25 protein-coding genes and 1 riboswitch are annotated in these 23,741 nt (G+C 60.1%); of the genes, 14 read left to right on the forward strand and 11 right to left on the reverse strand.

Annotated features, from left to right (window positions below; translation table 11 throughout):
• Nucleotides 1-141: 141 nt before the first annotated feature.
• Nucleotides 142-1,323, forward strand: a complete 1,182-nt coding sequence (locus tag HWX89_RS02025) for a GGDEF domain-containing protein (protein ID WP_178340586.1) — start codon at nucleotides 142-144, stop codon at nucleotides 1,321-1,323.
• 14 nt (nucleotides 1,324-1,337) lie between these two features.
• On the opposite strand, the gene mazG is transcribed toward HWX89_RS02025, so the two are convergent.
• Together mazG and HWX89_RS02035 are read right to left on the reverse strand one after the other, a co-directional pair.
• Nucleotides 1,338-2,174: a nucleoside triphosphate pyrophosphohydrolase gene (gene mazG, locus HWX89_RS02030; protein ID WP_138795789.1), complete on the reverse strand. Its 837-nt coding sequence runs from the start codon at nucleotides 2,172-2,174 to the stop codon at nucleotides 1,338-1,340.
• A 22-nt stretch (nucleotides 2,175-2,196) separates the two neighbouring features.
• Nucleotides 2,197-2,784 (reverse strand): deaminase, encoded by a 588-nt coding sequence (locus HWX89_RS02035; RefSeq protein WP_138795439.1) that lies wholly within the window; start codon nucleotides 2,782-2,784, stop codon nucleotides 2,197-2,199.
• A 250-nt stretch (nucleotides 2,785-3,034) separates the two neighbouring features.
• Here HWX89_RS02035 and cysG point away from each other — a divergent pair, with 250 nt between their 5' ends.
• From cysG to HWX89_RS02060, 5 genes are all read left to right on the forward strand, one after another.
• Nucleotides 3,035-4,498 carry a siroheme synthase CysG gene (gene cysG / locus HWX89_RS02040; protein ID WP_138795438.1) on the forward strand — a complete coding sequence of 488 codons (1,464 nt, stop codon included), beginning with the start codon at nucleotides 3,035-3,037 and terminating at the stop codon, nucleotides 4,496-4,498.
• Nucleotides 4,491-4,805: a DUF2849 domain-containing protein gene (locus HWX89_RS02045; protein ID WP_138795437.1), complete on the forward strand. Its 315-nt coding sequence runs from the start codon at nucleotides 4,491-4,493 to the stop codon at nucleotides 4,803-4,805. The genes cysG and HWX89_RS02045 overlap by 8 nt, the downstream gene beginning before the upstream one ends.
• An 8-nt stretch (nucleotides 4,806-4,813) precedes the next feature.
• Nucleotides 4,814-6,484, forward strand: coding sequence for a nitrite/sulfite reductase (locus tag HWX89_RS02050; RefSeq protein WP_138795436.1), 1,671 nt, complete (start codon nucleotides 4,814-4,816; stop codon nucleotides 6,482-6,484).
• A gap of 13 nt (nucleotides 6,485-6,497) precedes the next feature.
• A complete protein-coding gene (locus HWX89_RS02055) occupies nucleotides 6,498-7,004 on the forward strand; it encodes a DUF934 domain-containing protein (protein WP_138795435.1) in 507 nt (168 codons plus the stop codon).
• Between the two features lie 145 nt (nucleotides 7,005-7,149).
• Nucleotides 7,150-7,962, forward strand: a complete 813-nt coding sequence (locus HWX89_RS02060) for a ferredoxin--NADP reductase (protein WP_138795434.1) — start codon at nucleotides 7,150-7,152, stop codon at nucleotides 7,960-7,962.
• A gap of 48 nt (nucleotides 7,963-8,010) precedes the next feature.
• On the opposite strand, the gene HWX89_RS02065 is transcribed toward HWX89_RS02060, so the two are convergent.
• Nucleotides 8,011-9,312, reverse strand: a complete 1,302-nt coding sequence (locus tag HWX89_RS02065) for an MFS transporter (protein ID WP_138795433.1) — start codon at nucleotides 9,310-9,312, stop codon at nucleotides 8,011-8,013.
• Nucleotides 9,313-9,520: 208 nt separating this feature from the next.
• On the opposite strand from HWX89_RS02065, the gene HWX89_RS02070 reads away from it, so the two are divergent.
• Nucleotides 9,521-10,024 carry a hypothetical protein gene (locus HWX89_RS02070; RefSeq protein WP_138795432.1) on the forward strand — a complete coding sequence of 168 codons (504 nt, stop codon included), beginning with the start codon at nucleotides 9,521-9,523 and terminating at the stop codon, nucleotides 10,022-10,024.
• A 3-nt stretch (nucleotides 10,025-10,027) separates the two neighbouring features.
• Here HWX89_RS02070 and HWX89_RS02075 read toward each other — a convergent pair whose 3' ends face one another.
• The 6 genes from HWX89_RS02075 to HWX89_RS02100 form a co-directional block, all read right to left on the reverse strand.
• On the reverse strand, nucleotides 10,028-11,128 hold the full coding sequence (locus tag HWX89_RS02075) for a GGDEF domain-containing protein (RefSeq protein WP_353505651.1): 1,101 nt from the start codon (nucleotides 11,126-11,128) through the stop codon (nucleotides 10,028-10,030).
• A 177-nt stretch (nucleotides 11,129-11,305) separates the two neighbouring features.
• Nucleotides 11,306-12,109, reverse strand: coding sequence for an endonuclease/exonuclease/phosphatase family protein (locus tag HWX89_RS02080; RefSeq protein ID WP_138795430.1), 804 nt, complete (start codon nucleotides 12,107-12,109; stop codon nucleotides 11,306-11,308).
• A 110-nt stretch (nucleotides 12,110-12,219) separates the two neighbouring features.
• Nucleotides 12,220-15,084, reverse strand: a complete 2,865-nt coding sequence (gene gcvP / locus HWX89_RS02085) for an aminomethyl-transferring glycine dehydrogenase (RefSeq protein ID WP_138795429.1) — start codon at nucleotides 15,082-15,084, stop codon at nucleotides 12,220-12,222.
• A complete protein-coding gene (gcvH, locus tag HWX89_RS02090) occupies nucleotides 15,084-15,446 on the reverse strand; it encodes a glycine cleavage system protein GcvH (protein WP_138795428.1) in 363 nt (120 codons plus the stop codon). Before gcvH ends, gcvP begins: the two co-directional genes overlap by 1 nt.
• A 30-nt stretch (nucleotides 15,447-15,476) precedes the next feature.
• The gene (gene gcvT / locus HWX89_RS02095) at nucleotides 15,477-16,616 is read right to left on the reverse strand and encodes a glycine cleavage system aminomethyltransferase GcvT (protein ID WP_138795427.1); all 1,140 of its coding nucleotides are present in this window, start codon (nucleotides 16,614-16,616) and stop codon (nucleotides 15,477-15,479) included.
• A gap of 150 nt (nucleotides 16,617-16,766) precedes the next feature.
• A riboswitch (glycine riboswitch) is annotated at nucleotides 16,767-16,854 on the reverse strand.
• A 125-nt stretch (nucleotides 16,855-16,979) separates the two neighbouring features.
• Nucleotides 16,980-17,165: a DUF3008 family protein gene (locus HWX89_RS02100; protein ID WP_138795426.1), complete on the reverse strand. Its 186-nt coding sequence runs from the start codon at nucleotides 17,163-17,165 to the stop codon at nucleotides 16,980-16,982.
• A gap of 131 nt (nucleotides 17,166-17,296) precedes the next feature.
• Here HWX89_RS02100 and HWX89_RS02105 point away from each other — a divergent pair, with 131 nt between their 5' ends.
• Nucleotides 17,297-17,713, forward strand: coding sequence for a hypothetical protein (locus tag HWX89_RS02105; protein ID WP_502707567.1), 417 nt, complete (start codon nucleotides 17,297-17,299; stop codon nucleotides 17,711-17,713).
• An 88-nt stretch (nucleotides 17,714-17,801) separates the two neighbouring features.
• Complete coding sequence (locus HWX89_RS02110; protein ID WP_138795424.1) at nucleotides 17,802-18,785, forward strand: copper chaperone PCu(A)C domain-containing protein; 984 nt, start codon at nucleotides 17,802-17,804, stop codon at nucleotides 18,783-18,785.
• Between the two features lie 74 nt (nucleotides 18,786-18,859).
• Here HWX89_RS02110 and HWX89_RS02115 read toward each other — a convergent pair whose 3' ends face one another.
• Entirely contained in the window at nucleotides 18,860-19,189 is a 330-nt protein-coding gene (locus tag HWX89_RS02115) for a hypothetical protein (RefSeq protein WP_138795423.1), read from the reverse strand.
• Nucleotides 19,190-19,391: 202 nt separating this feature from the next.
• Between HWX89_RS02115 and crcB the strand changes: the two genes are divergently transcribed.
• From crcB to HWX89_RS02140, 5 genes are all read left to right on the forward strand, one after another.
• The gene (gene crcB / locus HWX89_RS02120; protein WP_138795422.1) at nucleotides 19,392-19,769 is read left to right on the forward strand and encodes a fluoride efflux transporter CrcB; all 378 of its coding nucleotides are present in this window, start codon (nucleotides 19,392-19,394) and stop codon (nucleotides 19,767-19,769) included.
• Nucleotides 19,770-19,833: 64 nt separating this feature from the next.
• Complete coding sequence (locus HWX89_RS02125) at nucleotides 19,834-20,826, forward strand: RluA family pseudouridine synthase (protein WP_138795421.1); 993 nt, start codon at nucleotides 19,834-19,836, stop codon at nucleotides 20,824-20,826.
• Nucleotides 20,823-21,479, forward strand: coding sequence for an HAD family hydrolase (locus HWX89_RS02130; protein WP_138795420.1), 657 nt, complete (start codon nucleotides 20,823-20,825; stop codon nucleotides 21,477-21,479). Before HWX89_RS02125 ends, HWX89_RS02130 begins: the two co-directional genes overlap by 4 nt.
• A 30-nt stretch (nucleotides 21,480-21,509) precedes the next feature.
• Nucleotides 21,510-22,304 carry an ATP12 family chaperone protein gene (locus HWX89_RS02135; protein ID WP_138795419.1) on the forward strand — a complete coding sequence of 265 codons (795 nt, stop codon included), beginning with the start codon at nucleotides 21,510-21,512 and terminating at the stop codon, nucleotides 22,302-22,304.
• A 60-nt stretch (nucleotides 22,305-22,364) separates the two neighbouring features.
• Nucleotides 22,365-22,853 (forward strand): hypothetical protein, encoded by a 489-nt coding sequence (locus tag HWX89_RS02140; RefSeq protein ID WP_138795418.1) that lies wholly within the window; start codon nucleotides 22,365-22,367, stop codon nucleotides 22,851-22,853.
• Nucleotides 22,854-22,896: 43 nt separating this feature from the next.
• Here HWX89_RS02140 and fghA read toward each other — a convergent pair whose 3' ends face one another.
• The gene (gene fghA, locus HWX89_RS02145) at nucleotides 22,897-23,730 is read right to left on the reverse strand and encodes an S-formylglutathione hydrolase (protein ID WP_138795417.1); all 834 of its coding nucleotides are present in this window, start codon (nucleotides 23,728-23,730) and stop codon (nucleotides 22,897-22,899) included.
• Between the last annotated feature and the right edge of the window lie 11 nt (nucleotides 23,731-23,741).

A 23,741-nucleotide genomic window follows, 5' to 3' on the forward strand; every position in this document is an offset into this window, starting at 1 on the left:
ATCACTTTATAGAACCGAATACCCCAAAAGACAGCTTTCGCGCATGGCAGATATGCGCGAAAGATCGGCTCGTGATGGTCACTGTTAGCATTTCCTCAGTCTGTTGATGTGATAGTGCTCATCCTAGATATGAGCCAGCCGATGTTGCCACCGTTAGATCTCGAAACTGTCCTGCTGCTGCATAAACTGTCGTTTTTCGTTGCCGCTGTCTGTTTCCTTTATGCCCGTTCGCAATCGAAAGAGAGTGTCGGTCTCGGCTTTCTGTCCCTCGGCTTCCTGCTGGTCGCAACATCCTCCACCCTCATCGGTTTCGGCAAGATCGTTCCCGGCCTGAACTGCGCGCTGATCGTCACCGGCAATCTTGCCGGAATGTGCGGTTATGCAATCTTCTGGATCGGCATGTGCCGCATCAGCAGTCAGCGCAAAAGGGCAGGCGAGTGGTGGATCTTGCTTCTGCCGGTCCTCGTCGGTGCGATCCTTGCGCTGGCGGGCTGGTATGGCGACCTGGTGGCACGAGCCTCCGTATTCCAGTTCACGGCCGGTTTGCTGCTGGCCGCAGCCGCCTACACCGTTATCGCCGACCGCAAGAAGGAGCCGCTCCCTGTCCGCCGTCCGCTTGGCGTCACCATCGGGCTGACGGCATTCTTGAGTTTCGTCGTGGTCATAGGCCTGCAGTTTCCGACCGTCGCCATCATCGCGCCGCGCAATGCGTTCTTCCTGTCCATCATCTGCCACTTTGCCATTGCCGTCTTCGTTCTGGCGCTGGTCAAGGAACGGGCGGAAGAGGGGCTGCGCCGTCTGGCCGATCTCGACCTTCTGACCGGCATTGCCAACCGGCGTTCCTTTTCCACCCGGCTGCGCGACACCATGCTGCCGGGCGACGCGATCGCCATGATCGACATCGACCACTTCAAGCGCATCAATGACCGGTTCGGCCATCTGGCCGGAGACGACGTGCTGGCATCGGTTGCGGCCGGATTGCGCGAACGGGTCGGCGCCAACGATATTCTCGCCCGCTTCGGCGGTGAGGAATTCGTGCTGTTCATGCCGGGCATCGGCAAGGAAGACGCGATGGCCTTCGTCGCAAAGCTACGCGCCGAAGTCAGCGCCATCGTCCACGACCTCGACGAACAGGCTGTCGCCGTAACGCTGAGCGCCGGCCTGGCGGTCTGTGAGGAGAAAAGCCTGTCAGCACAGGCCATGATCAAGATGGCCGATACGGCGCTCTATGCCTCGAAGGCTGCGGGCCGCGATCGACTGACATTTTACCGCCCGGAAGATTTCAACCGCATCGCCCCGCAGGCCGTGCGCCAGGCGGGATAAGGTCATAGACCGGCTCAGCCTGCGAGCGAACGCTCGATGTGCTTGGCCGCTTGCCACAGATCTTCCATGCGCTCCAGCGTCGCCGCTTCCAGGGTTTCACCATTTGTTGTGAGCGATGTTTCGATGTGATTGAAACGTCTGCGGAATTTCGTGTTGGTGCCGCGCAGCGCGTTTTCCGGGTCGGTTTTGACGTGACGGCCGATGTTGACGAGCGCGAAAATCAGATCGCCGAGCTCATCGGAGACTTTCTCCGGTTTGCCTTCCGCCAGCGCCTCGCGCAGCTCCGCGATCTCTTCTTCGATCTTGTCGAGGATCGGGGCAGGGTCCGACCAGTCGAAGCCGACGCGTGCGGCTTGTTCCTGCAGTTTCAGCGCCTCGGTCAAGGCGGGCTGGCTGCGCTGCACGCCGCCGAGAAAACCGGCCTTGAAATCCTCGGTAATGCCGCGGCGCAGGCGCCGTTCGGCACGTTCGCGTTTTTCTTCGGCCTTGATCCGGTCCCACTGCAGTTTCACGGTGTCAGGCGTGTCGGCATCCGAAACGTCGAAGACATGCGGATGGCGACGGATCATTTTCGAGGTCACGGCATGTACCACGTCGCCAAAGGAGAATTCACCCATCTCCTCAGCGATGCGGGCATGGAAAACCACCTGCAGCAGCAGGTCCCCCAATTCTTCGCAAAGATCGTCCGTATCCTTGCGCTCGATGGCGTCAGCGACTTCGTAAGCTTCTTCGATCGTGTAGGGCTTGATCGTTTCGAAGGTCTGCACGATGTCCCACGGGCAGCCGGTTTCCGGCTGGCGCAGGGCCTCCATGATCTCGATCAGACGGGAAATATCCTTCGAGGCTTCCATCGGCATGTCTTTACTTCCCGATTCAGTTGAGCGGAATGTTGTTGTCGGTCTTCGATGCCTGGTAGCTGTTCGAAAGATCGTCATAGGCGGCCTTGATGCGGGCCGTCTGCGCCTTCAGTTCGCTTTTCAGCGGGTCGGCTTCGCTCTCCACCAGGTCGGAAATGAAATAGGAGTTCCAGAAGGCATTGTTGCGGCGGTATCCGCCGGGCTCCAGACCGAACACTTCCTTGAGGATTTTCAGGTCGTGCGGAATGGCGAAAGCGTCGCGCGAATCTTCGTGGCTGAAGAACGAGTAGAAATTGTCGAAACCGGCCCAGGTGATCGCCGACATGCACATGGTGCAGGGTTCGTGCGTCGACAGGAAGATCAGGTCCTTGGTGTTGAGCTTTTCGCCAAGTTCATAAAAGCGCTTGAGGGTGTGGACCTCACCGTGCCAGAGCGGATTTTCCAGCTCGTTGTTGGTCTCGGCAATGACCAGAGACAGGTCGGACTTGCGCAGAATGGCGGCGCCGAAGACCTTGTTGCCAAGGCTGACACCGCGCGCCGTCAGCGGCAGGATGTCGTGTTCGATAACGTCGAGAAGGCGGGCGGCGATGGTGTTGCTGGCCACGGTGATCGTCCTTTGTGCCGGCGGAACGGAAAGCGGCTTCCGAGCGGAATGCCGTTAGAAAACAATGTCCTCTTTTTTGGCTCGAAGCCGCTTTTGTCAAGGGATGCAAGGCGGGATTCGTCTTGGGTAAAAACCCTTGCGGTTGGATTTCCTCAAAAACCCCACCGGTCGAGAAATAAAAATCCAACCGCGCGAACGGCATGAATTTCTGTTTCTTCATTCCTCGCGGCAAATGCGGGATACATGTGGCATGAATAATCATATCCGCTTTCCGCAAGCTGATGAACGGCTCTCCACTTTCCCCGCGTTTTTCCGCGTTGAAGGCAAGGTCGTTATCGTGTTCGGAAATGGCGACGAAGCTTTCGCCAAGGTCCGGCTGCTCTCCAACACCAACGCGCATATCGTCGCTTTTGCCGATCAGCCTGAGGACGCATTCAAGCGTTATCTCGTGGAGAACGGCATAGACCATCGCCCGCTCGCCTTTTCCGCCGAGTTGATCGATGGCGCAACGCTGGTCTTTGCCGCGACCGGCGATGAAAGCCTCGACCGCCAGATCGTGACGGAAGCGCGCGGCAGAAAAATTCCGGCCAATGCGGTCGATCAGCCTGCGTTTTGCGATTTCTTCACGCCCGCTCTGGTCACACGTGCACCTGTTGCCGTTGCCATCGGCACGGAAGGCGCCGGCCCGGTTCTTGCGCAGATGATCCGGGCGCGTATCGACCAGATGCTGTCACCGTCGCTTGGCAGGCTCGCACGCCTTGCCGTCGATTATCGCGATGCTGCCGAAGACAATGTTCCGAAGGGCGCTCTGCGCCGCAACTTCTGGCGTCGGTTCTTCTCCGGCCGCGTCGCGGATGCGGTTGCCGTGGGTGATGAAACCGCTGCTCGCCGTAGCGCGGAAAGCCTGCTGCAGTTGCCTGAGCGCAGTGAAGGCCATGTCTGGCTGGTCGGTGCAGGTCCGGGCGCGGAAGATCTTCTGACGCTGCGCGCCCAGCGCGTTCTGATGGAAGCCGACGTCATCGTTTATGATGCGCTGGTTCCGCAGGCCATTGTCGATATGGGCCGCCGTGACGCGGAGCGTCTTTCTGTCGGCAAGCGCAAGGGCTGTCACACCAAGTCGCAGGACGAGATCAATCGCCTGCTGGTGCGCCTGGGACAGGAAGGCAAACGCGTCGTCCGTCTGAAATCCGGCGACCCCCTGGTCTATGGCCGTGCAGGTGAAGAAATGGCGGCTCTGCGCCATGCCGGTATCGGTTACGAGATCGTACCCGGTATCACCTCGGCCTTTGCTGCGGCTGCCGATTTCGAATTGCCGCTGACACTGCGTGGCGTTGCCTCGTCGCTGATCTTCACCACCGGTCACGACCTGACCGGCGACGTGCTGCCCGACTGGGCACGACTGGCCGTCTCGGGTGCGACGATTGCTGTCTACATGGGCCGCAGCGTTGCCGCTTCGGTCGCGACCCGCCTGATGGATGCCGGTCTTGGCATTGAAACCACGGTTGCCGTGATCGAGAACGCCAGCCGTGCCGATCGCAAGCTGCTGCATGGCACATTGAAGGATTTGCCCGATCTGGAACATCGTGATGAACTGACCGGCCCGGTCATGGTTATCATCGGCGATGCCGTCGCGGGCGCCAATTTTGACAGGTCTGAGGCTCTTGCTCTTTCGGCAAGTACCAGGGACCTTAAGCGGGAGTATGAGAATGGCTGACAAGGTTTTGACCGCCAACCGTCTGGACGATGGCATTGCCGTCTGGCTGGATGCCAACGGAGAATGGACGGAAAACCTCCAGAACTCCCTGGTGGCGCGCCATGCGGAAGCCATTGCTTCGCTGGAGGAAATCGGCAAACGCGATTTTTCCGCCAACAAGGTCGTTGACGTCAACATTGTCGATGTCGTCGAGGAAAATGGTCGCCTGTGGCCGACCCGCCTGCGCGAACGCATCCGTGCGGCCGGCCCCACCGTTCAATACGCCACCGGCTTCAAGCCGGCCGATGCAGCATTTATCGCAGTCTGAGGAATACGATGTACCGTTACGACGAGTTCGACCACGCTTTCGTTCAGGGCCGTGTTGAGCAATTTCGCGATCAGGTGGCCCGCCGCCTGTCCGGAGAACTCGCTGAAGATGCCTTCAAGCCGCTGCGCCTGATGAACGGTGTCTATCTGCAATTGCACGCCTACATGCTGCGTGTTGCCATTCCCTATGGCACGTTGAATTCAAAGCAGATGCGTATGCTGGCGCACATTGCCCGCAAGTATGACCGTGGATACGGCCATTTCACCACGCGCCAGAACATCCAGTACAACTGGCCGCGCCTGGCCGACACGCCGGATATTCTTGACGAGCTGGCCAGTGTGGAAATGCACGCGCTGCAGACCTCCGGAAACTGCATTCGTAACGTCACCGCAGACCATTTTGCCGGTGCAGCCGCCGATGAAGTGGCCGATCCGCGTCCTTACGCCGAAATCCTGCGCCAGTGGTCGTCGGTTCACCCGGAATTTTCGTTCCTTCCGCGCAAGTTCAAGATTGCCGTCACGGGTGCGGAGCGTGACCGCGCCGCCATTCAGGTCCACGATATCGGTCTGCATCTGAAAAAGAACGACAAGGGCGAGATCGGTTTTGCCGTTTACGTCGGCGGCGGTCAGGGCCGCACGCCGATGATCGCCAAGAAGATCCGCGACTTCCTGCCGGAAGAAGACCTGCTGTCCTACACCACGGCCATCATGCGCGTTTATAACCTGCATGGCCGTCGCGACAACAAGTACAAGGCGCGCATCAAGATCCTGGTACATGAGACCGGTGCCGAAGAACTGGCGCGCCAGGTCGAGGTTGAATTTGCCGAACTGAAGAACGGCGAACTCAAGCTGCCCGACGCCGATATCGCCGCGATCACCACCTATTTCGCGCCGCCGGAACTGAAGGACCGTTCGGAAGGCTGGGAAAGCCTGGCCCGCTGGAAGCGTGCCGACGAAGGTTTCGCACGCTGGGTCGAGCAGAACGTCGCGCCGCACCAGCATCCCGACTACGGCATGGTGACGATTTCGCTGAAGCCGATCGGCGGTATTCCGGGTGATGCCTCGGATGCGCAGATGGATCTGGTGGCCGATATCGCCGAAGAATACGCTTTCGACGAAATCCGTATCAGCCACGAGCAGAACATCATCCTGCCGCATGTGGCGCTGGCCGATCTGGAGCCGGTTTACCGCGCGCTCGTCGGTGCGGATCTTGCAACCGCCAATGCCGGTCTCATTACCGATATCATTGCCTGTCCCGGCTTGGACTATTGCGCGCTCGCCAATGCGCGCTCTATTCCGGTTGCCCAGGAACTTTCGCTGCGTTTCGGCGCACCGGAGCGTCAGGCTGAAATTGGCGAACTGAAGATCAAGATTTCCGGCTGCATCAATGCCTGCGGTCACCACCATGTCGGCCATATCGGCCTGCTTGGCGTGGAAAAGAAGGGTGCTGAGCTCTACCAGATCACGCTTGGCGGTTCCGGAGACGAAAACACGTCGATCGGCGAAATCATCGGTCGCGGTTTCGAACCGGAAAAGGTCACCGACGCGGTGGAAACCATCGTCGATACCTATCTCGGTCTTCGCCAGTCGAAGGAAGAAACCTTCCTCGAAGCTTACCGCCGTGTGGGCCCGCAGCCGTTCAAGGATGCGCTCTATGGCTCTGCCGCCGAAGCCGCCTGAGGAGACCAAGACGATGACAAAGATCTGGAACGAAAGCGGTTTCGTCGAAAACGATCCCTGGGTGATCGAAACGGAAGAGGTGAAGGCCGAGGACGGCCAGAAGGTTCTTCTGCCGCTCGACGCCTTTCTGACGCGCGTGGGCGAAAGCAACGATGTTGGTCTGGGCGTGCTGATTGCGCCCGCCGACGACGTGACGAAGCTTGAGCCATATCTCGACCGTATTGGCCTGGTGGCGGTCAGCTTCCCGGCCTTCAACGACGGGCGTGGTTTCAGCCATGCCTCGCTGCTGCGCAGCCGTCTCGGCTTTACCGGCGAGGTGAGGGCGGTTGGCGATGTGCTGATCGACCAGGTGCCCTTGATGTTGCGCACCGGCTTCACCAGCTTTGCAGTGACCAACCAAACCGCTATCCGCCGCCTGTCGGAAAACCGGCTTCCGGCGATCGACGTCTATTACCAGCCGACGGCCCGTGCCGCGACCGGTAACGAGACCTATAGCTGGCGACGCCGCGTCGCTGTGTGACGCGTCGCCATGGAAATATGAGTTTTAGATACATATTTCCTGAATGCATGGCAGTATTGGCATTCTCATGCCTTCAAAACCGGGCAGAAATGGTATAATTGCCCGGTCGGAGAATGTCGCTTATCGAATATGGACGGAACTAGAAATGAACGCGCCAGCCAAGACGGAAGATTTCGCGATCAAGATACCTGATGGTGTTTACGCCGAGACGGTTCTTTCGGTGGAGCATTACACCGATCACCTGTTCTGCTTCCGCATGACGCGGCCGGCCGGTTTCCGTTTCCGTTCGGGCGAGTTTGCCATGATCGGCCTGATGGTTGGCGAAAAGCCGATCTACCGTGCTTACTCCATCGCAAGCCCGGCCTGGGATGAGGAACTGGAATTCTTCTCGATCAAGGTTCCCGATGGTCCTTTGACCTCACACCTGCAGGCCATCAAGCCCGGCGACACGGTCTTGATGCGCAAGAAGCCGACAGGCACGCTGGTTCTCGACGCGCTGACCCCCGGCAAGCGTCTTTACATGCTTTCCACCGGTACCGGCATTGCGCCCTTCGCAAGCCTGATCCGTGACCCGGAAACCTACGAAAAGTTCGATGAGGTCATTCTGACCCATACCTGCCGCGATGTGGCCGAACTGAAATACGGTTTCGATCTGGTCGAAGAAATCAAGAACCACGAGTTCCTGAACGAAATCGTCGGCGACAAGCTGAAGCTCTACTCCACGGTCACCCGTGAAGATTACGCCTTCACCGGCCGCATTACCGACCTCATCGAAAACGGCAAGGTGTTCGCCGATCTTGGCGTGCCTGCTTTCGATCCGGCGATCGACCGCGGCATGATCTGCGGTTCCTCGGCCATGCTGAAGGACACCAAGGCGCTGCTCGAAAAAGCGGGCCTGACGGAAGGCGCCAACAACAAGCCGGCAGAATTCGTCATCGAACGTGCATTCGTCGGCTAAGCCGCGCCACAGACCGAGATTTTGAAGGAGGCCCCACGGCCTCCTTTTTTATTGGCCGTGTGAAGCCTCTGCCGCCTCATCATGCTCCTTCGGCGCGATTTCGTTGCGGTAGATAAGAAAGAGGCCAATGGCGATGGCCGAGATTCCGCCGCCGACGAGATGGGACAGGGAGTAGCCGCCCTGCGTCACCAGCCAGCCTGCCACCACGTTGCTGAGTGACGCACCGATGCCCTGCACCGTCATGACGCTGGCAAGGCCGACATTGAAGCGTCCGGTACCCTTGAGAATGCGCTCGGCTGCCACAGGTGTGACGATGCCGAGCAGACCAGCACCGATACCGTCCAGAAACTGCACCGGAAAGATCACCCAGAAATCCGTGAAGGCCGATGCCAGAAAACCCCGGAGCGGCAGGGCAATCAGCGCAATCAGAAACACCGTTGCAAGTCCGAAACGGCGGATCAGCCAGGGTGCCAGGGCAGCAACGAAGATCATCGCGAATTGCGCGACGCCGGTGATGATCGCGGTGGTGCGGAACGGCGTCTGCAGCTCGATGGCAAAGTCCTGGGCGATCAGCCGGCCCATTGGCGCATTGCCGAAATGAAAGACCAGCAGAATGATGGCGAGGAAGATCAGGCCGCGTTCCTGCAGCAGCACCTTGAAACCGGAAGGGCCGGGCTCGCCCTTGTCCTCGCCAAGACCGCGCGCCACCTTGTGATCGATACGGTGCGGATCTATGGCGGCGGTGGCGATGAGTGCGCCAACAGCCGTGAGCAACATCAGGCCGATGACCCCATGCAGGCCGAAGAAGGACACGGCGACATAGGTCGCAAACAGCGAGGCGAAGTTGCCGCCATGGTTCCAGAACTCGTTGCGCGATATCTGGTGTGAAAACAGGCGCTCACCGACAAGGCCAAGTGTGAGACCGGCAAGGGCAGGTGCGACGACAGCACCCACCACGGCGGTCATGATCTGTCCCGTCCAGACGATCCAGACATCGGGAAAAATCAGCGTGATAAGGGCGCCGATGGTGACCAGCACCACAGGCACGGCAATCAGCATCCGTTTCCAGCTCGTGCCATCCACCAGTGCACCGCAGAGCGGCGTGGCGATCAGGCCGACCAGGCCGCCAACCGTGGCAATGAGACCGAGAGACAGCGAAGACCAGCCGTTCGTGGCAAGAAAGGCATCGAGAAACGGACCGAGCCCATCCCGCGCATCGGCAAGAAAGAAGTTCAGCGCAGCAAGCGCAAACAGGGTGCGGTCGGAGAGGCCGCCGGCTCGCGGCGCACCGCCAGAGGAATGACCGGCCGAGGGGCTGCCTTGCGGCGCAGAAACGCTGAGGGCCGTCATGAGAAGTGCTCCGGAAATATAGCGGTGGTGATGCTTGGCGTCATCGAGGTTCGCGAAGAACAGATGCCGCCGGATTTGGTTGCATTGGAAAACTAAAAAGCCTGATCGCGCATGTTGCTTGTAAAAACCGGTGAAAAGCCTGCCGTGGCACAGGAACATTTGTCCGGTTCAGCGAGTTACCGTCCGTCTAAACTTACGGATCGACGCCATGAAACGCACAGCCGCAGTCCTGTTAACACTCGCCGGTATCGTGGCAGCCCAGCCCGCCGCCGCTGACGAAAGCGCATTTCTCTCGTCCCTTGAAGGCACGTGGACGGGCAAGGGAACGGTCATCACCCGCATCGGTGCACCGGCCATTTCAGTGAATTGCACGTTGAATTCGGATGCCCGAAGTGCTGCCCTGAGCATGTCAGGCAATTGCCGTGGACTGGTTGTCGTCAACCGCGCCATCGCGGCTGACCTGACCGCCAGCGGGGCGCGCTACACAGGCACCTATACCGGTCCGTCCGGCCGCCCTTCGGCGCTGTCAGGCAATCGCCGGGGAAATGCCATCAACCTGACTGTGCGCTGGAACCGCGATATCAATGGTGACCGCGTGGCCGCAATGACCATCGAAAAGGTCGGTGCGAACGGCCTCAGACTGCGCACAACCGACAAGGACGGCAAGACCGGCAAGACGGTGGTGACAAGCGATATCCGACTGGTGCGGTAAGCCTTACGCGGCAAGCGCGTCCGCAACCATTGTCCTGTTGCGGCCGGTGTTCTTGGCTTGGTAAAGCGCAACATCGGCGCGTGCATAGGCGGAGGAAAAGCTTTCGCCGGGATTGATGAAGGCCAGACCGAAGCTTGCGGTAATCGGCAGATCGCTCTCGCAATCGGCAAACAGCGCCGGAACACCTTCACGGATCGTCTCGACCAGTTTCAGGGCATCCTTCATGTCCGCCCTGGACAGGAACAGCGCAAACTCTTCCCCACCCATACGTGCGGCAAGGTGATCCACGCCCGCAAAGCTATCAATATGGTCGGCAAAACGCTTGATCACGGTGTCACCGGCCGCATGGCCGAAGCGGTCGTTGACGGTCTTGAACCGGTCGATATCGGTGACGACGACAATTCCGCGTGGAGTGTGGCGAAGTGCAATCCGCCTTTCCACTTCTTCTTCAAAACCACGCCGGTTCAACACACCCGTCAGGTAGTCATGGCGGGCCTGGCGTTTCAGTTCCTTGGCAAGATCGGCCGCCACGATCATCAGCGTCAGAATACCGGTTCCGATCATGCCGGTCGGCGTGCCGATCGACAATACGACGATAAAGCTGGCGTCGGCGATTTCGCCGCCCACCCGCGCAAGCCAGGCGGCAATTGCGACACTGCTGATGTAGAGGCCGTAAACGGTGAGAATGCGCCGGACAGTGAGCGCAATGCCGGTGGCGCCGCGCAGGGTGTAAACGATGATGCCCACGAAGGCGGCGTCGGCAATGGCGGTCGCCATGCGCGAAAACATGCGCCATTCGGTCAGCTGGAACGCCCAGGCTACCAGAATGAACAGCGTCGAGACGATCCAGGTGATCGCGACACCGCGATTATCCCTGCCAGCCCTGAGACGGAAACCCCAGGCCAGCAGTGCGAAACTGCCGATGGAGGCATGGCAGGCCAGCATCGCCGTCAGATATTGCTGCTCCGGCATCAGCCCGCCAACGATGCGCAAACCATGGCCGATGGCCGACGACATGAAGGACAGCGCCCAGATCATCGCGTGTTGCTTCAACCCGAACTGACGCCACGCCACCAGAAGCGCGACGCCAAAAAGCAGGCTCACGACAACAATGCTCAGCGATGTGACGACGGTGGAAAGCATAAGCCGTTGGACAGGTTGTAAATGGGAAAAACGCCGTAGCGAGGCGCCCTTATATCGTCAGACCTGGGCGAATGACAATCCGCTCTCTGTTCACAGTATTGTCCTGCGTCAATGATGCGCAGAGCAGACGGGTGATTTCTAAGTTAAATCAATCAGTTGAGGACAATGATCCGAGACTTCCGGACAGGTCACGACATCGAAATTGTCGATGTTTACAACCGGATTGACCAGCATGTAGTCAGCATAACGGTTCTGTTTGGTGTAGTGGGAGGTGCGCGTGCTGGTAAAACCACGCCCCGTGACCAGCTCCACAAGATCGAGTTCTTTCAGCACGGCGAAGGTCTCGCTGTCTGGCAGAACGTTGAAATCGCCGCAGACGATGATCCGGTCGCCATCCTCCGCCACGTTCCGCACGAGCCGGACGAGGCGTTGTGCCTGCGCCAGTCGCTCCGGCGTGTCGTGTTTGCCCTGGAGATCCCGGAGCCCGTGCATATGGGCGATCACGACCGGCCGTCCCGTCGCAAAATCGAAAACACGAATGGCATGTGCGGTACGTGAGCGCGGATGCGCGCCATATCCATCGGCGGAAAACGCCCCATGCACGAAACCCTGTGCCTGTCCGATCACGGCAATGGATTTGCGCACGAAGGTCGCCAGTCCCCATTGCGCGTCATATCGCGTCTCGCCTTCCCAGAGATCGCCCTGTGCTGCCGGGCAGAACACGGCCAGATGATCGGGCAGGGTAGCGGCCACATCACGGAGCATATTGGCCCGCTGCACCAGATCGGTGCCATGATCGCGATACATCAACCACGCCTGCGTCGCCGCTGGCGTATGAATGACTTCCTGCAGGCAGAGAATATCCGGATCGGCCGCCGCGAGATAGGCAATCATCTCCCCATGCAGTTTTCCACCCCAGCCGTTCAGGCAAATCAGACGCATTCCCCCTCCATCACCGCAAAACTCCCGAAGTCACCTGTAGCACGGAATGCTCATCCAGAACGAAAAAGGCCCGGATCGCTCCGGGCCTTCCAAGGTGAAGGTTTCAGACCTTATTCTGCCGCTTCGGCGTAAGCTTCCATTGGCGGGCAGGTGCAGATCAGGTTGCGGTCGCCGAAGACGTTGTCGATGCGGTTGACCGAGGACCAGTATTTGTCGACGCGGAACGAGCCGGGCGGGAAGCAGGCCTGTTCGCGGCTGTAGGGGCGGTCCCATTCGCCGACCAGATCTTCGACGGTGTGCGGGGCATTCTTCAACGGGTTGTTGAGCTTGTCCGCGCGTCCTTCTTCGATGTCACGGGCTTCCTCGCGGATGGCCAGCATGGCATCGCAGAAGCGGTCGATTTCCGCCTTGGTTTCGGATTCCGTCGGCTCGATCATCAGCGTGCCGGCAACTGGCCAGCTCATGGTCGGCGCGTGGAAACCGCAGTCGATCAGACGCTTGGCAACATCGTCCACCGTCACGCCGCAGCTATCGGCCAGCGGCCGGGTGTCGATGATGCACTCATGCGCCACGCGACCGGTTTCCGACTTGTAGAGCACGTCGTAAGCGCCCTTCAGCCGTGCCGCGATGTAGTTGGCGTTGAGGATCGCAACCTTGGTTGCCTGCGTCAGACCTTCGCCGCCCATCATCAGGCAGTAGCTCCAGGAGATCGGCAGGATCGACGGAGAGCCGAACGGTGCTGCCGAAACCGCACCCTCGCGTCCGTCCGTCGAGGGATGGCCGGGAAGGAACGGCGCCAGATGCGCCTTGACGCCGATCGGGCCCATGCCGGGACCGCCGCCGCCGTGCGGAATGCAGAAGGTCTTGTGCAGGTTGAGGTGCGAGACATCCGAACCGATGTCGCCGGGACGGGAAAGACCGACCATGGCGTTCATGTTCGCGCCGTCCAGATAGACCTGGCCGCCATACTTGTGGGTAATGTCGCAGATCTCGCGCACCGTTTCCTCGAACACGCCGTGCGTGGAAGGATAGGTGATCATGCAGCACGAGAGGTTTTCTGCGTACTGCTCTGCTTTTGCACGGAAATCGTCGATATCGACGTCGCCGTTTTCGCGTGCCTTGACTGGAACCACCTTCATGCCGGCCATCTGTGCGGAGGCAGGGTTGGTGCCATGCGCCGACGTCGGGATCAGGCAGACGTCGCGGTGCGTGTCGCCATTGGCAAGGTGGAAGTTACGGATGGTCAGAAGACCCGCATATTCGCCCTGCGCGCCGGAATTCGGCTGCATGGAGAAGGCGTCGTAACCGGTGACCGAGCACAGCTTTTCGGAGAGATCGTCGATCATTTCCCTGTAGCCGAGCGCCTGGTTGGCCGGCACGAAGGGATGGATGTCGGAGAATTCCGGCCAGGTGATCGGCAGCATTTCCGCTGTCGCGTTCAGCTTCATGGTGCAGGAACCGAGCGGGATCATCGCGCGGTCGAGCGCCAGGTCACGGTCCGAAAGACGGCGGATGTAACGGGTCATCTCGCTTTCGGCGCGGTTCATGTGGAAGATCGGATGCGTCATGTACTGGCTGGTGCGCAGCAGATCCTTCGGCAGACGATAATCCGGCTCGAAATCGGCAATCTCGAAGTTGCCGCCGAAGGCACGCCAGACGGCCTCCAGCGTTGCCGGGCGGGTCCGCTCGTCAAGGCTCATGCCGATCTTGGTGGCGCCGACCTTGCGCAGGTTCACGCCTTCCGCCACGGCCGAACGCAGGATAACGCCCTGCATGTGGCCGACATCCACGGTGATGGTGTCGAAGAAGGTTTCCGGCTCGATCTTGTAACCGAGCTTTTCCAGACCCTTGGCCATCAGAACCGCCTTCTGGTGGGTCTGCTGGGCAATCGCCTTGATGCCCTGTGGGCCGTGGAACACGCCGTACATCGAGGCCATGACAGCCAGCAGCACCTGTGCGGTGCAGATGTTCGACGTCGCCTTTTCGCGGCGGATGTGCTGTTCGCGGGTCTGCAGCGACAGACGATAGGCGCGGTTGCCGCGTGCATCGACGGAAACGCCGACCAGACGGCCAGGCATGGAGCGCTTGTGCGCGTCCTTGACCGACATGTAGGCCGCATGCGGACCACCGTAGCCGACGGGAACGCCAAAGCGCTGCGACGAGCCGATGGCGATATCCGCACCCATTTCACCGGGGGACTTGAGCAGCGTCAGGGCCAGAAGGTCGGCAGCGACGGCAGCGATGGCGCCGGTCTGGTGCAGACGGGCGATCAGGCCGGAGAAGTCGCTGACATGGCCGTGCGTGCCGGGATACTGGAAGATCGCGCCGAACACGTCCACCGGATCGAGATCGGTGAAGGGGTTGCCGACGATGATTTTCCAGCCGAGCGGTGCTGCACGGGTTTCGATCAGGGCAATGGTCTGCGGGTGGCAGTTGGCATCCACGAAGAAGGCGGTCGCCTTGGACTTCGCGACGCGCTGGCACATGGCCATGGCTTCGGCAGCCGCGGTCGCCTCATCGAGAAGCGATGCGTTGGCAACGTCGAGACCGGTCAGGTCGCACACCATCGTCTGATAGTTCAGCAGCGCTTCAAGACGACCCTGGGAGATTTCTGGCTGGTAGGGCGTGTAGGCCGTGTACCAGGCCGGGTTTTCCAGAATGTTGCGCTGGATGACCGGCGGCGTGATGGTGCCGTAATAGCCCTGGCCGATCAGCGAGGTCAGGACGAGGTTCTTGTTGGCCGTTTCGCGCAGGCGGTCGAGAGCTTCGCGCTCGGTCAGAGCCGCACCCCAGGTGAGTGGCGTCTTCTGGCGGATGGAAGCCGGAACGGTCGCGTCGATCAGGGCGTCGAGGCTCTTGTAGCCGACAACCTTGAGCATCTCGGCCATTTCCGACGGCGACGGCCCGATGTGACGCCGGTTGGCGAAATCATAGGGCTGATAGTCGGTGAAATGGAATTCGGTGGGCGTCGTCATTACGCGATCAGCTCCTTGTAGGCTGCTTCGTCGAGCAGCGCATCGGCATCCGCAACGTTGGAAAGCTTCAGCTTGAAGAACCAGCCGGCACCCTGCGGATCGGAGTTGACGAGAGAAGGATCGTCAACGATGGCCTGATTGATTTCGGTGATTTCGCCGTCAAGCGGACAATAGACGTCGGATGCCGCCTTGACGCTTTCAACAGTGGCTGCTTCGCCGTTCTTGGCAAAGGTGGAGCCGACTTCCGGCAGTTCGACGAATACGAGGTCGCCGAGCTGTTCGGCGGCATGGCTGGTGATGCCCACGGTGGCGACATCGCCTTCGATCTTCAGCCATTCGTGTTCTTCGGTAAATTTCAGCATCGGGTAATCTCCGGGAGTTTTGAAGAAAGACTATCGTTTGTAGGTGGGCGTGATGAAGGGCAGGGCGGCAACGGTCACCGGCAGATACTTGCCGCGCACTTCCGCAAAGATCGCCTTGCCGGCAACAGCGTAGTCGGTGGGCACGTAACCCATGGCAACCGGGCCTTCGACCGTGGGGCCAAAGCCGCCGGAGGTCACTTCGCCGATTTCGGTCTTGCCTTCCGCATCGGCAAACAGCTTCGAATGGCCGCGCACCGGTGCCTTGCCTTCCGGCTTCAGGCCGACACGGCGACGCGTTGTGCCGCTGGTCAGTTCGCCCAGAATGCGCTCGGCACCGGGGAAGCCGCCTTCACGGTCGCCACCGAGGCGGCGCACCTTCTGGATCGCCCATTCGAGTGATGCTTCGATCGGCGAGGTCGTGGTGTCGATGTCGTTGCCGTAAAGGCAAAGACCGGCCTCAAGGCGCAGGCTGTCACGCGCGCCAAGGCCAATCGGATGACAATCGGGATGTTCGAGCAGCGCCCTGGCGATTTCTTCGGCCTTGTCGGCCGGCACGGAAATCTCGAAGCCGTCTTCGCCGGAGTAACCGGAGCGCGAGACGATGCAGGCAACGTCATGCAGCGGCACTTCCTGCACGTCCATGAATTTCATTTCCGAAACGCCGGCCCAGAGTTCGGCCAGAACCTCTTCCGCACGCGGTCCCTGCAGCGCAATCAGCGCCCGATCGTCGAGAAGGGTAATGTCGCAGGTCTCGCTCATATGCGCCTTCATGTGGGTGACATCGGCGTCCTTGCAGGCAGCATTGACGACAACGAACAGATGATCGCCGCGATTGGTGATCATCAGGTCGTCAAGAATGCAGCCGTTTTCGTCGGTGAAGAAACCGTAGCGCTGGCGACCTTCCTTCAGGCCGAGAATATCGACCGGTACCAGCTTTTCGAGCGCCAGCGCCGCGTCGGCATTGTTGCCGGATTTGGCTTTGACGATGACCTGGCCCATGTGGGACACATCGAACACACCGGCGGCTGTGCGCGTCTGGATATGTTCTTTCAAAACGCCGGCCGGGTACTGCACAGGCATGTCGTAACCGGCGAATGGAACCATGCGGGCGCCAAGCGACAGGTGCAACGAATGAAGCGGGGTAACTTTAAGAGCGGCGGTATCGTCCAAGGACGCCTCCAGGGTTGCGCGGAAAACGCGCGGGCTCAGGTCGTGACGCAAAAGCGCCGGTTTCAAGAGCCCCCTCTGTCCTTGTCGCCTGAGATTGTTATCCCTTCGGCGAGCCGTCCTTGTGAAAGGTGGCTTCTCTCCAGAGTTCCGTCATCTTCGCTGGTCCTTTTGCCTGAGAGTTTCCGGGGCGGTTGCTCCTTCGGCACCGCACTCAAGCGGTTTCTCCCAACGATGATGCGACGCTCATTATCTGCGAAGGCCCTCTCTTGGCAAGGACCAAATGCCGCAACTGAACAGATTCTTGCTCTATCTGCGCCATCGCCCAAAAAAACGGCGAATGCCCCATTCTCAGGCGCTTTACGGTCAGTCGCCCTTTCGCTCCGGCAGGCCCTTGCGCTTGGTCGATGCCAGATCTTCAAGTTCTTTTTCTGTCATGGACTTAGCCATGTCTTTTGAAGCACCTTGTAAACTGGATTTGCTGGTTTCGCCACGTTTTGCGGCCAGTGCCGCGCCTGCGGCTTTCTGTTGTGCCTTGGATTTTGCCGGCATGTGTCTGCCTCCTCTGAAAGAGCGATGCCGCCATTAAAATGCTCCCCTGCGACGATTGTTCCCACGCCGACAGGCCCTTTGCGGCAATTTCCCCTTTGCTCCGCGCCGCAAAGCGCTGTATCGCCTTGATCATGACGATGGGATGGAACGCTCGGCTGACATCGACGGAAAAGGTGCTGCGCATCCTCTGCGCCGTGCTGATGCTGTCGCTCGGTTTTTCCCACAAGTCGTTCGCCCTTCCGCCAGCCCAGCCGGTGCTGGATGAGACCTACAGACTGCCGGATGGCACCTTCGCCGAAATCTGCTTCGGGCACGACGAAGGCGTCAAGGTCGACCACGGCAAAAGCGATCACTCCGGCGACGCCATCCTGTTTTGCGAAGCCTGCCTTCTCGCCTCGTCCATTCTCGTTCCCGTGCCGGATGGCGAGAGCTGGCTGCAGACCGAATTCGCCTGGCTTGAAAACGGCCTCTCTGTCGAGCGCGGTGTCCACAATGATCAGAACCTGGAAACGCCAAAGGCGCGCGGCCCTCCCGTTCTCTTCTCCTGACCTCGCATAACGATCAGAAACGCCGCCCGTTTGCGGCATAGGGGAGACTGCCAGAACCTTGATATGGCGGCAGTCAAAGGACCGGAAAATGAGAACACACAAGATCATCGCCTGCACAGCACTTGTCGCCGCAGCCTCCACCGCGCAGGCATTTGCGCACACGTCTTTCGTCAATGGCTCGGCAGAGCAGGAAAGCACCATCGTTGCAGCGCTGCAGGTGCCGCACGGCTGCGATGGCGGCCTTGCCACCACGGAAGTGCGCATGGTGCTGCCGGAAGGTTTCATTGCCGCCAAGCCGCAGCCCAAGGCCGGCTGGGAACTGGAAATCATCAAGGGCGATTACCAGAAGGCCTATAAGAACCATGGGCAGGAGATCAAAAGCGGTCCGGTGGAAATCCGCTGGAAGGGCGGCGAACTGCCGGATGAGTTTTACGACACCTTCAATGTGCAGGGTAAGGTTTCCGGCGTAGAGGCCGGCGGCAACCTCGCCTTCAAGGTCACGCAGCTTTGCGGCGACAAAAGTAAGGTCGCCTGGGATGAGGTCGCGGCAGCGGGCGTCGATCCCCATTCGCTGAAGAACCCGGCACCGGTGATCCGCGTGACCGCGAAGACCGAAGGCGAGGGGCACCATGACCACGCGGCGATGGCGGCGGCACCCGATGTCGTCACCGTCGGCAGCCTGGAACTGTCGGGCGGCGTCTCCAGGGCCATGCTGCCGGGACAGCCGGTCGGCGGCGGTTACGTCACCATCAAGAACACCGGCACGGCCGATGACAAGCTGGTTGCGGTCGAAACCGCTGCAGCCGGTCGCTCGGAAATGCACGAAATGGCTATGGTCAATGACGTCATGAAGATGCGCAAGCTCGACGACGGTATCGTTATCCCGGCCGGTCAGACGGTGGAGCTGAAACCCGGCGGTCTGCACTTCATGTTCTTCAACGTACAGAAGCCTTTCGCCGATGGCGACAAGATCCCGCTGACGCTGACCTTTGAAAAGGCAGGCAAGGCAGAGGTCATTTTGTCTGTCGGTTCGGCCAAGGGTGGCGATGAACACCAGCATCAGCACAATTGATTGAAACAAAACGACCGCCGGAGCATGGCTGCGGCGGTCTCGATCCTGGCGTCAGACAGTGCCCGGAGATCGGGCTATAAGATCTCTGCGATATCCTGATTGGAGCCGTCGCTTTCAGGGTTTTTGTTGCCGCTGTTGTCGTCGTAAGCCTCCACGGCCTCTGAGAGCGTCGTCTGCGGTTCCTGCCGTTGACTGGCGGCGGTGAGGAAGTAGAGCGTCAGCGCCGGTGGGCGCACGGCTGTCATCAATCCTCTGAGCTGAAAGTCGTCGCCCGTTTCGGCCTTGCGCGCCAGTTCTTCAATGGCGTGCTCTACTTCGCTTTTGCGCGACACGCGCTGTACGGGCTTTTGTGCTTCAAGAGCATAGGCGGCCGTGGTCGCCGAAACTGAAAGAACCTGTGTCATTCACCCTCCGGCCCCTGCTGCCGATGTCATGAAAGCTTAACAATACCGATGACCTCTTGCCGTGAAGCTAAATCGGGAGGCGGTTGTTTAATTGAATTTTAGTGAAATCGGCGCGTCGGCACGGTAAGTCGTTGGCGCCTTCCGCGCTCTCCATCCATGGTCCGGGCGTGCCATATCTTTTTTTAGACCGGAGACATTATCGATGCTGAATATCGCACTCGTCGCTGCAGGTGGCGCCATCGGTTCGGTTTTTCGCTACCTCGTCGGCGTGTGGAGCATGCGCGTTGCCGGGCCTGCCTTCCCCTGGGGTACGCTGGTGGTCAATGTCGCGGGATCGTTCCTGATCGGCTTTTTGGTCGAACTGATCGCCCGGCGCCTGAATGCATCGGCGGAAATGCGCCTGTTCATCGTTACCGGAGTGCTCGGTGGCTTCACGACATTTTCGTCCTTCTCGCTCGATGCTGTTGCCCTGTTCGAACGCGGCGCCCTCAGCCTTTCGGCAGTTTACATCATCGCCACACTGGTTGTTTCGATCGTTGCTGTTTTTGCCGGGCTGGCCTTGGGACGCAGTTTGCTCTAAAGGCTGATCCAAACGGCGCGCCGATGACGTGAGCGCGCGATCAGACAGAAAGACTGGAATTTTTATGGCAGGTATCGAGCATATCAAGGTCGAGGCCGATGAGGCCGGTATGCGCCTCGATCGCTGGTTCAAGGTACATTATCCGGGGCTGGGCTTCGGTCAGTTGCAGAAGCTCATGCGATCCGGACAGGTGCGTGTCGATGGCGGCCGCGTCAAGACCGACGCGCGCGTGCAGCCGGGGCAGATGGTGCGCGTTCCGCCGCTGGAATCAGATGCGAAGGTCAAGACCGGCCCGATCGGTTCGAAGGACCTCAAGCACTCCGAAGACGGCGATCTCCTGAAGCGCATGTTGCTGCATGAAGATGACAAGGTTTTCGTCTTCAACAAGCCGGCCGGCATTGCCGTGCAGGGCGGCTCGGGTGTGACCCGTCACATTGACGGCCTGCTGGAAGCGTGGACAAGCCAGAAGGGCGAAAAGCCGCGTCTGGTGCATCGTCTCGACCGTGATACCTCCGGCGTGCTGGTGGTTGCCCGCACCCGAGGTGCTGCGCAGAAGCTGACGGCTGCCTTCCGCGAGCGCGACACCAAGAAGACCTACTGGTCGCTGGTGAGGGGCGTGCCGCGCAAGCACCAGGACAAGATTTCGACCTGGCTGGTCAAGGAGCAGACGCCGGATGGCGACCGCATGCGTATCGCCAAGCATGGCGAAGACGGTGCGGATCATGCCGTGTCCTATTACCGGGTCATCGACACCGCCGCGCAGAACCTTGCCTGGCTGGAAATGGAGCCCTACACCGGCCGCACGCACCAGCTTCGCGTACACGCGCTGCATATGGGCCACCCGATCATCGGCGACCCCAAATATTACATCGACGATCCGAACTGGGATTTCCCCGGCGGCGTGCAGAAGCGTCTGCATCTGCATGCGCGCCACATCGACATTCCGCACCCTTCGGGCGGGCGTCTGCGCATCACGGCACCTTTGCCGCCGCACATGGTGCAGACCTGGAACCTGCTCGGTTTCGACCAGGCTGATGGCGACAAGGACGACGAATGAAACTGGTCCTGTTCGATTGTGATGGCACGCTGGTCGACAGCGCGCGCCTGATCCACGAGGTCATGGCGCGCACCTTCGTGCATTTCGGTTACGATCGTCCGGATATTTCCGAGACGAAGGCAATCATCGGCCTCACCCTCGATATCGCCATTGCCCGCATGCAGGGCAAACCGCATGTCGATGAAGAGGCAACGGCGATGACCGCGCATTACAAGGCGATCTTTCAGGAAACCCGCGCCGAAGCCGGTTTTCAGGAGCCGCTGTTTGACGGCATCGCTCCGATGATCGACCGGCTGGCAACCCGTGACGACGTGCTGATGGGCGCTGTCACCGGCAAGTCGCGGCGTGGCCTCAATCTCATCATGGACACGCACGGTTTGCGCCAGCACTTCATCGTATCGCGCACGGCAGACGATTGCCCGTCCAAGCCGCATCCGGGCATGGTCACGGAATGCTGCCATGAAACCGGCATGGTTCCGGCCGATACTATCGTCATCGGCGATGCCATCTACGACATGCAGATGGCCAAGGCTGCGGGCGCAACGGCGATCGGCGTTGCCTGGGGTTATGCCTCGGTTGACGATCTCTGGAAAGCCGGCGCAGACGCTGTCGTCAGCCATCCCAATGAAATTCCGGCCTATGTTCCCGACTAAGCCGATACCAGAGACCAAGAAGGACGTGTGATGCGCGATCTCCTGAACGATCTTTCCGAGGGGCTGAGCCACCCCGATCCGATCCTGCGCGCCCAAAAGCAGATGCAGCGCCCCTTGCCGAAGCGTTTTTACAAGGACGTGACGATTGTCGAGGCGGAAGAGGGCGGTTTTGCCATTCTTCTCGATGGCAAGACCCTGCGCACACCCGCCAAGCAAAGCCTGACGGTGCCGACGAAGGCTGCGGCCGATCTGTTGCGCGACGAATGGGACGCGCAGACGGAGGTCGTCAATCCGGCGATCATGCCGATTTCGCGCCATGTGAATACGGCAATCGACGGCATTGCCAGCGACACACAGGCCGTGTTCGAAGATATCCTGCGGTTCTCCTCCAGCGATCTCCTCTGCTATCGCGCCAGCGATCCCGCCCGTCTGGTGGAACGTCAGGCCACGCATTGGGACCCGGTTCTGGATTGGGCGGCCAACACGCTTGGTGCACGTTTCATCCTGATCGAAGGCGTCATGCATCAGGAGCAGCCGAAAGAGGCGGTGTCGGCCTTCGCCTTCACGCTGCGCAAATACGATACGCCGATCGCGCTTGCCGCTCTCCACACCATGACGACGCTGACCGGCTCCGCCATTCTGGCGCTGGCCGTGGCGGAAGAGGAGCTGACGCTCGAAGAAGCCTGGGCGCTCGCCCATCTCGACGAGGACTGGACGGCGGAACAGTGGGGCGAAGACGAAGAAGCGCTGGAACGCCGCGCCTACAAGCTGGTGGAGATGCGGGCTGCGGCCGGGCTTCTGGCGGCGCTGGAAGCGGCTGCTTGACGCTTTTTTAACCCTGATGATCGAATATGTGGCTACCTTACGTTAGGGGAGCCGCAGGTCATGTCCATTCGTCCAGGGCGCCTTGGCATTTTTGTGCTGGCGTGTTTCGCGCTCATGTCTTTCCGGCTGGAGCCGGAAGCGACTGACGCTGGGCGGCTTCTTTACGATGTGCGCGGTGCGTTCGTGGCGGCAAAGCCCGATGTCTCCGCGCCTCTCATGCAATCCATTCATGCGCAGGTGCTGAATGCCATCAAGATGACGGCGCGTGAAAAGATGCGGCCGCGCGTGGTGCTGACCATCCGCCTTGCATCGGTAACCCGCGCCTCGATGCTGTTTGGCGAAAGGGCATCCGCCCGCGTCATCGTTCGCGCCGCGGCCGTCTCTACGGGCGAGGTGATTGCCGAGGCAAAATTCACCGCGACGGTGGTGGGGCTGAACGGCCAGTCGCTCGAGCAGGAACTGGCCTATGGCGTTGCCGAACGGGTGATCCGCGAATTCCGCCTCAATCATCCCGGTCCGGCAACTCTGGCAACCGCGCTCTTTCCCTGACAATTCGAAAATCGCGTGAAAAAGAGCGCTGCGCTCTGGCGTCTTAGCCGAGACGTTCGGCGTGCCACTTCAGATGTTCGTCCATGAAGGTCGAGATGAAGTAATAGGAGTGGTCGTAGCGCTCATGCATGCGCAGCGTCAGGCCGATATCGGTGCCCTTCACCGCCTCTTCGAACAGCCACGGACGCAGGCCCTTTTCCAGGAAGCCATCGGCTTTGCCCTGATCGATGAGGAATTCGGGGAAACGCGCGCCGTCTTCCACCAGCGAGCAGGCATCGTACTGGCGCCATGCGGCACGGTCAGCGCCGAGATATTTTTCGAAGGCCGGTTCCGACCAGTCGGCGGAAGACGGTGCGACGATCGGTGCGAAAGCCGAGCAGCTCCTGAAGCGCTCCGGGTTCTTGAGCGCAATCGTCATCGCGCCATGTCCGCCCATCGAGTGACCGAAAATCGCCTGGCGGTTCATGTCCGCACGGAAATGCGTGGCGATATAAGCCGGCAGCTCCTCGGTGATGTAGGTATACATCTGGTAGTGCTCGGCCCAGGGCGTTTCGGTGGCGTTGAGGTAGAAGCCCGCGCCCTTGCCCATCTGCCAGTTGGTCAGTTCGTCCGGCACGTCATTGCCGCGCGGGCTGGTGTCCGGGCAGACGATGATCAGGCCGAGTTCGGATGCCATGCGGCGGTACTCGCCCTTTTCCATCACGTTCGCATGGGTGCAGGTCAGGCCGGAAAGATACCAGACAACCGGGCAGGGCTCGTTGATCGCTTTCGGTGGCACGTAAACGGCAAAGGTCATTTCGCTCTTGCAGGCTTCCGACGTGTGGGAAAATACGCCCTGCATGCCGCCGAACGCCGTATTTTGCGAAATGATATTCATGAGATCAGTCC

The organism is Rhizobium sp. RM (genome assembly GCF_013390595.1).
In the GTDB taxonomy this organism is placed as follows: domain Bacteria; phylum Pseudomonadota; class Alphaproteobacteria; order Rhizobiales; family Rhizobiaceae; genus Agrobacterium.

Bases quoted from the DNA above. Each gene is read 5' to 3' on its own strand.
- HWX89_RS02025 (WP_178340586.1), top strand. From the start codon at position 142: ATGTTGCCACCGTTAGATCTCGAAACTGTCCTGCTGCTGCATAAACTG.
- mazG (WP_138795789.1), bottom strand. From the start codon at position 2,174: ATGGAAGCCTCGAAGGATATTTCCCGTCTGATCGAGATCATGGAGGCC.
- cysG (WP_138795438.1), top strand. From the start codon at position 3,035: ATGAATAATCATATCCGCTTTCCGCAAGCTGATGAACGGCTCTCCACT.
- HWX89_RS02045 (WP_138795437.1), top strand. From the start codon at position 4,491: ATGGCTGACAAGGTTTTGACCGCCAACCGTCTGGACGATGGCATTGCC.
- HWX89_RS02050 (WP_138795436.1), top strand. From the start codon at position 4,814: ATGTACCGTTACGACGAGTTCGACCACGCTTTCGTTCAGGGCCGTGTT.
- HWX89_RS02055 (WP_138795435.1), top strand. From the start codon at position 6,498: ATGACAAAGATCTGGAACGAAAGCGGTTTCGTCGAAAACGATCCCTGG.
- HWX89_RS02060 (WP_138795434.1), top strand. From the start codon at position 7,150: ATGAACGCGCCAGCCAAGACGGAAGATTTCGCGATCAAGATACCTGAT.
- HWX89_RS02065 (WP_138795433.1), bottom strand. From the start codon at position 9,312: ATGACGGCCCTCAGCGTTTCTGCGCCGCAAGGCAGCCCCTCGGCCGGT.
- HWX89_RS02070 (WP_138795432.1), top strand. From the start codon at position 9,521: ATGAAACGCACAGCCGCAGTCCTGTTAACACTCGCCGGTATCGTGGCA.
- HWX89_RS02080 (WP_138795430.1), bottom strand. From the start codon at position 12,109: ATGCGTCTGATTTGCCTGAACGGCTGGGGTGGAAAACTGCATGGGGAG.
- gcvP (WP_138795429.1), bottom strand. From the start codon at position 15,084: ATGACGACGCCCACCGAATTCCATTTCACCGACTATCAGCCCTATGAT.
- gcvH (WP_138795428.1), bottom strand. From the start codon at position 15,446: ATGCTGAAATTTACCGAAGAACACGAATGGCTGAAGATCGAAGGCGAT.
- HWX89_RS02100 (WP_138795426.1), bottom strand. From the start codon at position 17,165: ATGCCGGCAAAATCCAAGGCACAACAGAAAGCCGCAGGCGCGGCACTG.
- HWX89_RS02105 (WP_502707567.1), top strand. From the start codon at position 17,297: ATGACGATGGGATGGAACGCTCGGCTGACATCGACGGAAAAGGTGCTG.
- HWX89_RS02110 (WP_138795424.1), top strand. From the start codon at position 17,802: ATGAGAACACACAAGATCATCGCCTGCACAGCACTTGTCGCCGCAGCC.
- HWX89_RS02115 (WP_138795423.1), bottom strand. From the start codon at position 19,189: ATGACACAGGTTCTTTCAGTTTCGGCGACCACGGCCGCCTATGCTCTT.
- crcB (WP_138795422.1), top strand. From the start codon at position 19,392: ATGCTGAATATCGCACTCGTCGCTGCAGGTGGCGCCATCGGTTCGGTT.
- HWX89_RS02125 (WP_138795421.1), top strand. From the start codon at position 19,834: ATGGCAGGTATCGAGCATATCAAGGTCGAGGCCGATGAGGCCGGTATG.
- HWX89_RS02130 (WP_138795420.1), top strand. From the start codon at position 20,823: ATGAAACTGGTCCTGTTCGATTGTGATGGCACGCTGGTCGACAGCGCG.
- HWX89_RS02135 (WP_138795419.1), top strand. From the start codon at position 21,510: ATGCGCGATCTCCTGAACGATCTTTCCGAGGGGCTGAGCCACCCCGAT.
- HWX89_RS02140 (WP_138795418.1), top strand. From the start codon at position 22,365: ATGTCCATTCGTCCAGGGCGCCTTGGCATTTTTGTGCTGGCGTGTTTC.
- fghA (WP_138795417.1), bottom strand. From the start codon at position 23,730: ATGAATATCATTTCGCAAAATACGGCGTTCGGCGGCATGCAGGGCGTA.